Raw genomic sequence first — 11,847 nt, 5'->3', positions numbered from 1 at the left:
ATAGTGAGAACCTAATGGATGCCAGAACCAAAATACTAAATGCCGCATCTGAGATTTTTCTAGAAGGTGGCGGGGATGCCTTAAGCGTGCGAGCCATCTCCAAACGTGCAGGATTGTCCACTATTGGTATATACAGTCACTTCCAAGGTAAGCAAGGCATACTAGATGCACTGTACATAGAGGGATTCAATCTCGTTCGTGAAGCCATGAATATCATTCCGGATGGTAAGGCAAATAAAGAACAAGTGCTAGAGGCGTGCCTAGGGTATCTCAATGTCGGTGAGAAATATGAGGCGCATTATCGACTGATTTTTGGGGAGTCTGATGCAGGCTATCAGCCCTCAATCGAGGCCATTGCTGCCAGAGATAGCGCCTTTGCAAAATTGGTACGAGTGGCGGGTTCTTATTTGTCAGAGGATGCTAGCGCAACGGAACGTCGACAAATAGCGCTAGATATATGGGCCATCGTGCATGGGTACGTCAGTATTAGCCACCACATGGTGTTTACCGATGACATAAAATTGGATTGGAAATCAATGGCGCTGCGAGTGGTAGCAGTACAGTTGGATGCCATTGATATAACTGAAATAACTAATGTTAAGCATCAGTAGTAGTAAAGCCTTCCTAAACGGCTTGATAAATCAGCAGTTCGTAAGTATTGATCACAGGTAGGTACATAGCGTCTAAATAATGATTTTACTTAAAAATTAAATAAGCAGACATATGTCTTTTATCTTGTAAACTGCATTATTTTAGGTTATTTTTTACTGTTGATTACAGTTCTTTAACCAAGGAGAAGCAGTTTGGATACTAAGTTATCACCGCTTAAGATTTCAGTGGTTGCGGCGCTGACATTGCTTACAGGCTCGCAAGTATTTGCAGAGGCCAACTACGGTGATTATGGTACAGAAACGGCGCTGACGCTTGCCCGTGACTATGCTGGTCGTTATACAGGTTCCGATAAAGAAGTCCAAGCTGCTGATTATATGCAGCAGCGCATGACTATCGATGGCAGTAACAACCAAGTCAATCGTCAAACTTTTGATTTTGTAGCGCCTCGTGGTCTATTCAGAGGTCAGACGTTAACGAGTAATAACGTTGTCGTGACCCAAAAAGGCAGTGCTGATACTAACAGAACGCTATTTGTCGGCGCACATTATGATTCTGCAGTCGCCTATCCAAATTACGAAAATCTAGAAGCATTAGACGATAATGCTTCTGGGTCTGGCGTCTTAACTGAGTTGACCAAAAACCTGACGGGCATTGAAACAGAGCACGACATTCAGTTTGTGGCATTTGGTGCAGAGGAGGGTGGTCTCAATGGTTCAAAGGCGTTTGTTGATCAGCTAACGGACGCAGAAAAATCAACAGCGTTGGGCATGATTAACTTAGACAGTCTGATTACAGGCGACAAAATGTACGCCAATGCAGGGCGAAATGCTTACGACGATGATGGCAATGAAGTAGCTGCCAATGTAAGTTTGCGTGAAAATGCGCTGAGCATTGCAAAAGAGCTTGGTATTACATTAGAGGTCAATACAGCCATTATTGCACCAGGCGAGACCGAACCCTACGAGCCTTATGGCGTTGGGTGTTGCAGCGATCAGGAATCTTTTGATAGTGTCATGCAGGTCGTTGGATTTGAGGCAACCAACTGGGGCCTTGGGCCTGATTATGATGGTTACACGCAAACTGAAAACCCAGATATTCCGGGCGGCTATACGTGGCATAACCCTGCATTAGACAATGAGGAAGTACTTACTGCTGCGTTTGGTGAAGAACGCATAGCGCAAAGAATGCGTGACTATTCTCGTATCATCAGCAGGTTGATTGTGGAGCAAACCAATGCTGATATCATCGCATCAACCAAAAGCGCGCTTAATCTGCAAAACACGATGGGCGCCGCGTTAAAAATCAATGCCACCGACTCACACTCAGCAGTGCTAGAACGCGCCAATGCTTTGGCATTAAATGCTATCGATGATGCGGAGCCTTTTGATTCCGAGTCGCGTACTCAGGTTTGGGTAGATGGCTCTCAAAGCTATGTAAATGCTGATAATGCACAAGAAGGCACTCTCGCCAATATTGGTCTATATGGTGAGTATATTGTGCAGCCTAGCTGGCGCGTTGGCGCAGGTGTGCAAGCCGGCAATCAAAACAATAAAAGCGTAGAAAATGGCATTGAAAAAGATAGGAGCTATGGCATTCAAGCCTACTCGTTACTGGGCGGCAAAGACACGGCTTGGTGGAACACGACATCTCTGAGCTTATCTAAACATGACTTGGACGTTAATAGAACTGTAAAACTGGATGGTAATGATGGTATAAATATTATCAATAATAGCGAACGCGGTGATACGGATGCCGATGTGTTCAGCGCATACAATGAGCTTGGCTACAATTTCCTTATCAAGAAAAACGTCGCGCATGGTGTCTTTTTGGGTCTCAATTACAGTGATATAGACATAGATGGCTATACTAGTGGCAATGACAACTCTCGTACTGCGCTTAAGGTTGATAGCACGTCTAGCGAAGCATGGGATTCAGAGCTTGGTTACCAGTTACAATACGGTTTTGATTTGATGGGCACGCCTGCCAAGCTTCAAGGCAAAATCGCTTATGTGCATGTGATCGAGGATGGTTCAATAGATAGTTTATCGACAACGTCTTTAGCTGACGGTCAAACAAGAGAGGTTAGCATCACTCAAGCAGATAAAGACGACGACTATGGACGTTTTGAGCTGAGTGTTAGCAACAAGGTTCATAACAATGTATACGCGTATCTAAATGGCGATACTACCTTTGCACGTGATGATAAAGACAGCTCGGTACAGCTGGGTTTGCAATATCAATTTTAAATATTAATGTGTAGATGTACGCCTGCGCTGCTCAATAATTCATTTATGAGCAGCGTTTTTTGCTTATGCATGTCAATATATTAATTATAAATGCGTATTACTGATTACCGCTACAATACTTATATTCAGTAATACCAACGTGTTCGAAATATTAAAAGAATAGGGATGGCGTGTATGTTTGGCATCATAAAGGATTGGCGTGAGCAGCGCATATTAGACAACAGCGAATTTACTCAGGCTGACTGGATGCAGGCGGCTGAGCGTATTGTGATACTCGATAGATTAAGTATTGACGAGATGACACATTTATTTGAGCTAGCAACGTTATTTCTGGCTGATAAGTCCATCACAGGCGCGCAAGGGTTTGAGATTACCGATGCAGTCAAACAATCTATTGCCTTGCAAGCTTGTCTGCCAATATTAAATCTAAGTCTCGATTGGTACGCTGGCTGGTCATCCATTATCATTTATCCGGGCTCGTACAAGAGCGACAGCACCACCGTAGATGAGTTCGGTATCGTCCATGAGGGAAGTCAGCACCGTAGCGGGGAAGCGTGGCTGCGAGGACCTGTTATTCTATCGTGGAAGGACGCCAAACATTCAGGTGAGCGTGACGGGCATAATGTTGTCATTCATGAGTTTGTGCATAAGCTAGATATGATGAATGGCCGTGCCAATGGCTTTCCTCCACTGCAACCTGATATGGATCCTGCTCGGTGGACACAGGTCATGAGTCGCGATTTTGAAGATTTTCAAACGCATCGCAAGTCAGGGCTTGATCGTTATGGTTCGACCAATCCTGCGGAGTTTTTTGCGGTTCTGAGTGAAGTGTTTTTTGAAACGCCGCAAAAGCTCATTGATGCTTATCCGGATATTTATGAGATTATGATCAAGTTCTTTAAGCAAACACCACTATGAAGAAAAAGTATAGGACCTAAAGCCTTCAATACGGGCTAATCAATTGAAGATTTGAGGTTCTAATTTTGGTAGTAAAACTCAGCTAATATTAAGAGATATGGACAACCAATATCAAAAGTCGCACGGTGGTATGTGCGGTTATTTTGATAGCAAAATCCTCGAGTCAAGATGAGTAGGATTGATTCTAGAAGCTGTATGGTTTATACACTGAAAACAATAAAGACAGCGTAAGCGCATTTATTAGGATTGGGAAGCTGAGATGATTAACGTTATAAATGACGATGTAGCAAAAGTAGAGATCTATGAAAGTGCTGATGGAAAGGCACAAGTAGATGTACGTTTTGAGCAAGAGACAGTCTGGTTGTCGCAAGCACAAATGACTGAGTTATTCGGTCGTGACCAATCAGTGGTTTCTCGTCATATCGCCAATGCCATAAAAGACGAAGAAATCGATGAAAAAAGCAATATGCAAAAAATGCATATTGCAAATTCAGACCGTCCGGTGACTTTTTATGACTTAGATGTGGTTATATCAGTCGGTTATCGCATCAAATCTCCTCAAGGTGTGCAATTTAGACGTTGGGCAACGCAGCGCTTACGTGAATACTTGGTACAAGGCTATACGCTCAATCAACAGCGCTTCGATAAAAACTCTACTGAATTGCAACAAGCGCTAAAACTAATCAAAAAAACGGCACAAAGTCCCGAGCTTAGAACCGATGAAGGTCGCGGACTGGTTGAGATTATAAGTCGTTATACGCAGACGTTTTTATGGTTACAGCGCTATGATGAAGGTCTGCTGGATAGTCCTGCAGGACAAGATGGTGGTGTCTTACCTAGTACGGCTGAGGCGATGGCAGCGCTAACTGATTTGAAATCGCAGCTGATAGATAGGGGTGAGGCGACTGAATTATTTGCTAAACCTCGTGGTGATGGTTTGGATAGTGTATTGGGTAACTTACAACAAACGGTCTTTGGTGAGCCTGCGTACCCAACTATCGAGAGTAAAGCGGCACATCTACTATACTTTATGGTAAAAAACCATCCTTTTACTGATGGCAATAAACGCAGCGGTGCGTTTCTATTTGTGGATTTTTTACACCGTAATAACCGACTGCTGAATGATAAAGGTGACATGGTTATCAATAATACCGGGCTTGCGGCATTAACTTTATTGGTCGCTGAATCTGATCCAAATCAAAAAGAGACTTTGATTAAACTGATTATGAATATGTTGTCATTAGAAGGTTGATGAACAGTTTTATTATCAAAATAAAAGTGGTCAGTAAGCCTTCCTTAATAGGCAATTATAGATGGCTTGTCCTGCTGCATGTTGGTAGATTCAAAAGACCAGGTTCATCATAATTAGAAAAACAGATAGAATCTTACTATGTAGATATATGAAATAAATACTTTAGAAAAACCGAGCTTTATCGTATTATGATGCAATATACAGTGTTGTAATAGATAATAATTGGCACTGTTAAAGCATGCGTTTTATTTTCATAAATTTTGGTAATCATAATGAATAAAAGCTTAACGTTCGTTCCTGCTTTATTGTTTTCGGTTTTATTATATGGCTGTGCTTCTACACACGTCGAACCTGCTAGCAAAGTTGTTAGCATGCCAGTTGATCCTGCATTATTTATTGACGGTGCTGTTATCGGTGACATCGAAACAGTTGATTGCACGCTGAGCGGTGGCACTAAAACCAGTTGTTATCGTATAACAATTGCTGGTGCACCTGCCGATCCAGACACGTCGCCAGAAGGGCCTTATTGCCCACCTACCATTGAGTCGAGTGCAAAAGAGGGTGGTACGTGGATTGATGGAAAAGGCACTTTATATCAAGTTGATGGGGCGTTTATTCAGAATTTATCAACATTATATAAAGATAAAGAATGGCAAATGTATAATGTGAAAACGGGAAAAGTAACAGTTGTAGATGGCGCGAGAGGTTGTGAAGTAGCAGGGGATCCTCGTCCAATTCCAGGGTTTAATAATTTTTGTCTCTCTTGTTTGATCAAAGAGCTTGATGGTGGTGTCAAAAAAACCGTATTGATACCTAAAACACCAGTTCCCGTTGCCGAGCCTATAGCTATTGAAGGTCGTGACAATACAGGTGTTGCGTTAAATGGTGTGTTATTTGGTCCGCCAGCACCGTTAGACTTAATCATAAGCTCTCATACGCTAGGAGTCCTTGATGACTGCGGCGCACATGCCAATCCTCACGAAGGCTATCATTATCATGCAGCAACTGGTTGTACTGAGCTTGGTATTCAAAAGGATGGACATCCTGCCATGATAGGATATGCGTTAGATGGTTATGCTATTTACGCAAAATCAGACAAAACGACTATCACATCAGAAGGTGTTGATCAGTGTGGCGGTGAAACAGACGCCATTCGCGGATACCATTACCATGCATCCGCACCAGGTGAAAATAAAATCTTTGGCTGCTTTATGGGTGAAAAGGGTTATATAGAAGAGGAAGAAAATGAAAACAGTCTTGAAGGCGAGACTGAGGGTGGGCCTGAACATAGTCCTGAACTTGAACACGGGCATGTTCATGAGTAAAAACTCGCTTTTTAATACATCTCATTTTTACCTGAAAATAAGATGAGTAGCTAGGCAGAAAGGGCAGTGCATCATATATGACGCATTGCCCTTTTTAATACAATTTATTCAATAAATCAAATACTTATTCTCTCATCTAAACCGTCCATTGGTCATTAATAATGGCCACTAGATAACGCTTACCTTGGTACTCATCAAACACCAAACGTAGTACGCGCCAGTCAATACCAGCATATTCTTCAGTGCCTTTATAGTAAAACTCTACAACGTCTGACCTTTGATATATTTCTTTTAGATTATTGATCGAATTGCCGTTATTGGTTAACTCGTTGACCCTGATGTTTTCGCTATTGAATTTCTTGCTATCTACCCAAGTATCCAAGTATGTCGGCAGCGGCGTGATTAATAAATCACCGGTGCCGTCTTTTTCACCCCAAGTAAATTGAATGCTGGACTGTTGTAGGTACTTTTCATATTGCTCGCGACTAAAAATCTTATCAGACTCAGGGCGCACATAAGCATACATTGAAAAACGAACACCACGTGTGGGATGAATATCGTTGGCTATTCTAGCAAAGTCCTTATTAGCCAACGCACGTTGTATGCGCAGGGCTTGCTGTCTAAGGGTTTGTTGACTGATATCAGCACTAATAGGTGTTGATGAGCTGTTGGTCGGTTGAGATACGATAAACTCACTGGACTCAGAAGCAGACTGGCAACCAGTTGTACTCAGAGTAAGCAATAACAGGCTACTATAGGTTAATTTGGCAGATTTTCCCTTAAAAAAACTAGGTAATATAGTCATAAAAGCATCCTTGCAACAGTTATTATCGAAAGTTATTAGCGAAAGAAACATCACTAACTAAATCACTAACTAATAAGTCATTAATAAACCACCATAAATTGTCATGAGAACGAATAAGAAAATATCATAAAAGCGCTATGTCATTGATATTTTGGCAAGTAAACCTGAATGATACGATAATACAGCAGAGTCCTAATATAGGTATGATGTAATAGACCGTAACACTTATAGGATAGAAGCTCGCAGAGAAAGACATGCCAACATATAAATCGCTGACATTGTTATTAACCATAGGGCTGACGACTGTCGGTGCTGCTACAGCGGATGTGGCAAAATCAGACCGTAAACAAGCTGCGATGGCCGATATAAAGCTTACGACCATCAAAAAGATGTATCAACAAGATATCGATGATCAAGGGATGAGCAATCCTGTGGTACTACAGCAGTATGCAAATGCTGACTTACAAGTAGCCATGCAGCTTGAGCAAGCGTATTTCGATAAGAATCAAATGTCCTGCAATATAGATCACGATGTACTTTGGAATTCTCAAGATCCTGACTATACGCAGGACAAAAAGTTTTCAATAACTGAACAAGGATTTGTTCAAGTCAGCTTAGCCCAAGGGAGTGATATTTATTATGAGTTGTCATGTGATGGCAGTAATAAAGATGATACTGATTGCCAAGTCGCGGATGTAATCTTAGATCAAGACGGTAAAACTTTGCGTAAGCATTTGCTTGAAAATTGTCGTTAACAAATAATCAAACATGATATAAAAATATCTGAGATAAGATAAATTTTAGATGAAAAACGATATGAATTATTATTTGCCTAACTATTCAAACCGTTGGTTTGTTTTCGCATAATGTATATTATGTTAAATAGACAGTACCCGATGATAAGTTCATGGGATTATAATGTATCGATTGAAGCTGGTATCGATAAAAACGCCTCTCATACAAATATAAGCCGATGATTTTTCAAACCATGAATAGAGAATGTTTAGCATACCCTATTCTTTCTATCTACTAATGCGCCAACCTCTGAATTTGGCAAAGAAACCTTTGAGCCTTTCAGAAAAGTTAAAAGCCTCTGACTCTGGCACTTCTTCGACATGATGGCGCGCCGCCAGTATCGGCTGCTGCACCAATCTTTCGTGATGATCAAAAGCACGATTAAGACTGATACTCATGATAGAAAAATTAGTCGGACGTGGTAGACAGCGATACACCTGACCCTTATTAATCAAATCAATGACCATATGGGCATCTTTGAACTCCGTCAACATCAGAACCATCAGATCTGGCTGGATGTTTTTTAAGGCATAAACGATGGGTGTAATATTTTCTTTATTGAGCGTCGAATCCGTAATAGTGACGCCAAAGCGTTTTTTTTGTAATAGCTTCGCGGCCTGTTCAAGGTTACTGGCCCAGCTCACGGTATAAGAGCTCTTAAAATGACTTTTTATTTGTTGATAGACACTCTCATCGTCATCTAATACCAGTATATTGCGATTGCTAACAGTGCTACTACCAGCATGGTTTTGAGTCGCATTCTTTTCCATAGAGTTTTGCGTGATTTCTTGGGTTTTCTGAGCAATTTCTGTGGCTTTATTAACGATTTTTTTAAGTTCATCATTTTGCCATGGCTTAGTGATATAGCGATAAATTTCGCCCTCATTCACAGAATCCATCACGGCATTTAGATCCGCATAACCGGTTAACAAGATACGAATAGTATTTGGCGAAGCCGCTTTAATGTCACTTAATACTTCCGTACCTTGCTTATCTGGCATGCGTTGGTCGCTGATGACCACTTGCACCTCATTCTGGCTGACATACTCCATCAGCTCAGTAGCATCGGTTGTAATAAATACGTCATGTGACTGGCGAAAATGCATTTTTAAGCTGCGTAAGATACGCGGCTCATCATCGATAAAAGCGATTTTTGGTTTTTGCATGACGCTCTCTTTAAATAAGTGGCTGGAAGTCTCTTAACTTTCAAATAAGGCTTGCGAAGGTTTCTTTTCATGAGCGATAGACTGTATCGGTAGCATGAGGGTAAATGTCGTGCCCTCCCCAACTATTGAGCTAACCTCAATGCGTCCATCATGTTGCTCCATAATTTGTGCTGTAATGGCCAATCCCAATCCTGTACCATCGCCTGCTTTTTTGGTGGTAAAAAACGGCTCAAAGATATGATTTAAAACATCTTCTTTGATACCAGATCCATTGTCTATAATGCGTACCACAACATGTTGCTGCGCCTTATCCACAGACGACGTGACTTGTAATGTCCCTTTATGATCACTCGGTATGGCTTGGGCGGCATTATTAAATAGGTTTAATAGTACTTGGTTGATTTGCGAAGGATTACATTGAATCAGCGGCAGCGAGGCTAAATTGGTTTTGACGTCTAGCGTTTTTAAGTTATTGCGAGCCATAATCAATGATGTATTGATACACTCATTGATATCGATATCTTTTACCTTAGATTCATCAATTCGAGAAAAATCGCGCAAGCTGACGACCAGTTCAGCAATTTGATCAACACCATACAGTCCGTCCTTAATTAGGTTGGTCAAATCTTCACTGACTTCATCTTCTTTAATCTCGTCACAGCATTGTAGCGTTTGCTCTATCAGCTGCTTGACTTGCTCTTGGTTGATAGTTGGCGCTTTTAACGCATGCAATAATTGATCGGTATGCTGTAGCAGCTCATCAAAACGCACGAGATTATCGCCGACCAGATCCATGTTACTACGCACATAGCCTAGCGGCGTGTTGACCTCATGTGCCACGCCTGCCACCATTTGACCTAATGTCGCCATTTTTTCAGAGCGCACCAGATGCACTTGTGAGGCTTTTAACTCATCCATGGCTTGCTGTAAGTCTTGCGTACGGGCGGCGACTTGTTTTTCTAGATGAACATTGATTTCAGCAAGTGCGCCTTCATTTTCGACGACGCGGTCGATCAATTGGTTGGTCTGCTCACTGATTATTTGAATTTCGCTGACATTTGAATATGGCAGTTTAAGCGCGCTTAATTGTTGATATTTTTTTTGCTCAATTAATGCGCCCATATCAGCCACTGCTAGTGCCATATACTTTAGCGGTCGCGTAAAGTAGCGACGGAACACCCACGCGGTCAACAACAGGATAGGAATAAAGCCCAGTAGCATGGTTTGAATCAGCTGGTTCGACAATGCATTTGCCACACTCATCATGTCATTATTGGGCTTAACGATGACCATCTTCCAATAGGTAAATGGCATACGAAACACAAAGGCGGTGGCGGGCTGCTGCAACACAAAGTCATTGGGCACAGCGATGGTCTCAATCAAGTGACTGTCTACCAAGTTAAACGTTTGGTCAATATTTAATAGCAGTAATGCTGACAGTAACTTGGATTCTTGTTCGCCGATTTTATTCAGGTTAGTCGTACTCAAAATACTACGTGCCGCGAGCGTATAACGACCTTCATCTTTGGCAACGGCCTCATCGATGAGTGTTTGGTTAATATCATCTAGGCTGTCCGCAATAGGTGCAAAGGCAGGGTTTTTCTCGGCCAATTGATGTGCAGTTACCATCTCGCCTTGGGGGTTGTCCTCAGTCACTTGCGTGACTATAGATTGATCAGGAAAGGTCAAAAATCGATTGTCCAAGTCTACCAAAAAGACATAACCACCCAGCTTATCTTGCCACTTTTTCATGGCGTCATCGAGGTTATCTAATAGCAGATTAAAACTCACTACCCCATCAAAAGCCTGATTGCGACTGTCATATAATGCCTTGGCGCAAGTCATCATCGGCTGATTGCTTTGCGGATCGACGTAGGCCCGGCTCCAGACACAGTGGTCGTGACGTGCGTACATCGCAGGAATGTACCACCACTCTCGATAATAGGGACTCGGCGTTTGGCGCACTTGATTATAATACTCTAACGGCTGCATGTTTCTTGAGTCATCACGCGCCCACACAAACGACTGGCGCTCTCGGTTTTGAGCATACATATTTGGATCAAACCACACGCCGCCGCCCACAATCCGTTGATCGGTTTGTTGCATGAGATTGCCAAAGGTTTCTTTATAAAGGCGGTCTTCTTTTGGCAACCCGCCAGCCATCGCACTGGCTGCCTTTGCCAGTCCATCGACGTGGCTGATATTCGCCATAATGCTATTAATGACTTCGTTACCCGTTTCAACCACTGTCTCTGAGGTCATCTCCAGTATGCGCGGCTTAGCTTGGGTTTCGATAACCCAGTACACCATTAAGATAATTAGTAAAAAAGCCAATGCTAAAATAAGCAGCATACGTGTGGAAATACTACCAAGCCGACCAGCAACACTCATAGATAAACCTTATATTGATGCGTCTGCCATCATCAATGAATCACTTAATGAATAAAGACATCAGTGATACGCAACCACCATTTATAGTGGGCTCAAGGATACGATACCGTCATGACAATATGATGACAAAAGTTTTGTTTTATCAGGTGTTAACCAGTATTTTTTAGTATTGAACTGGCTATATACAGCTTAGTGGTGTCACTGGCTCATAGAGCCATACTTTATTAGGAGAAATGGTGTCAAAATTCTGATAAGGTGTTTATATAGACAATTTTGTTAGGGTTTGAATCGAATGCATAATTTGCTACGGTTATAAATACTGAAGACTTGTTGCAAG

General features: G+C 42.0%; 9 protein-coding genes. 6 read left to right on the top strand and 3 right to left on the bottom strand.

The annotated features are described in order from the left end of the window. Positions 1 to 14: 14 nt before the first annotated feature. The 5 genes from I6E61_RS03910 (at position 15) to I6E61_RS03890 (ending at position 6,353) form a co-directional block, all read left to right on the top strand. Positions 15 to 611, top strand: coding sequence for a TetR/AcrR family transcriptional regulator (locus tag I6E61_RS03910; RefSeq protein ID WP_197130112.1), 597 nt, complete (start codon positions 15 to 17; stop codon positions 609 to 611). 192 nt (positions 612 to 803) lie between these two features. Then, the gene (locus tag I6E61_RS03905) at positions 804 to 2,858 is read left to right on the top strand and encodes an autotransporter domain-containing protein (protein WP_197130109.1); all 2,055 of its coding nucleotides are present in this window, start codon (positions 804 to 806) and stop codon (positions 2,856 to 2,858) included. Between the two features lie 174 nt (positions 2,859 to 3,032). Continuing rightward, positions 3,033 to 3,776 carry a zinc-dependent peptidase gene (locus I6E61_RS03900; protein ID WP_197130090.1) on the top strand — a complete coding sequence of 248 codons (744 nt, stop codon included), beginning with the start codon at positions 3,033 to 3,035 and terminating at the stop codon, positions 3,774 to 3,776. A 259-nt stretch (positions 3,777 to 4,035) separates the two neighbouring features. After that, a complete protein-coding gene (gene rhuM / locus I6E61_RS03895) occupies positions 4,036 to 5,028 on the top strand; it encodes a virulence protein RhuM/Fic/DOC family protein (RefSeq protein ID WP_197130087.1) in 993 nt (330 codons plus the stop codon). A gap of 272 nt (positions 5,029 to 5,300) precedes the next feature. Next, a complete protein-coding gene (locus I6E61_RS03890) occupies positions 5,301 to 6,353 on the top strand; it encodes a YHYH protein (RefSeq protein ID WP_197130084.1) in 1,053 nt (350 codons plus the stop codon). Between the two features lie 136 nt (positions 6,354 to 6,489). Here the strand turns inward: I6E61_RS03890 and I6E61_RS03885 are convergent, their stop codons facing one another. Next, positions 6,490 to 7,158, bottom strand: coding sequence for a hypothetical protein (locus tag I6E61_RS03885; protein WP_197130081.1), 669 nt, complete (start codon positions 7,156 to 7,158; stop codon positions 6,490 to 6,492). 254 nt (positions 7,159 to 7,412) lie between these two features. Here I6E61_RS03885 and I6E61_RS03880 point away from each other — a divergent pair, with 254 nt between their 5' ends. Continuing rightward, complete coding sequence (locus tag I6E61_RS03880) at positions 7,413 to 7,913, top strand: hypothetical protein (protein ID WP_197130079.1); 501 nt, start codon at positions 7,413 to 7,415, stop codon at positions 7,911 to 7,913. A 267-nt stretch (positions 7,914 to 8,180) separates the two neighbouring features. Here I6E61_RS03880 and I6E61_RS03875 read toward each other — a convergent pair whose 3' ends face one another. Continuing rightward, positions 8,181 to 9,119 (bottom strand): response regulator, encoded by a 939-nt coding sequence (locus tag I6E61_RS03875; protein ID WP_197130077.1) that lies wholly within the window; start codon positions 9,117 to 9,119, stop codon positions 8,181 to 8,183. Positions 9,120 to 9,152: 33 nt separating this feature from the next. After that, positions 9,153 to 11,510 carry a PAS domain-containing sensor histidine kinase gene (locus I6E61_RS03870; RefSeq protein ID WP_197130074.1) on the bottom strand — a complete coding sequence of 786 codons (2,358 nt, stop codon included), beginning with the start codon at positions 11,508 to 11,510 and terminating at the stop codon, positions 9,153 to 9,155. Between the last annotated feature and the right edge of the window lie 337 nt (positions 11,511 to 11,847).

Source organism: Psychrobacter sp. NZS113 (assembly GCF_015864825.1).
Lineage (GTDB): Bacteria > Pseudomonadota > Gammaproteobacteria > Pseudomonadales > Moraxellaceae > Psychrobacter.
Note: the sequence above shows the minus strand (reverse complement) of the source record. Positions and strands in the feature narration are given on the sequence as shown.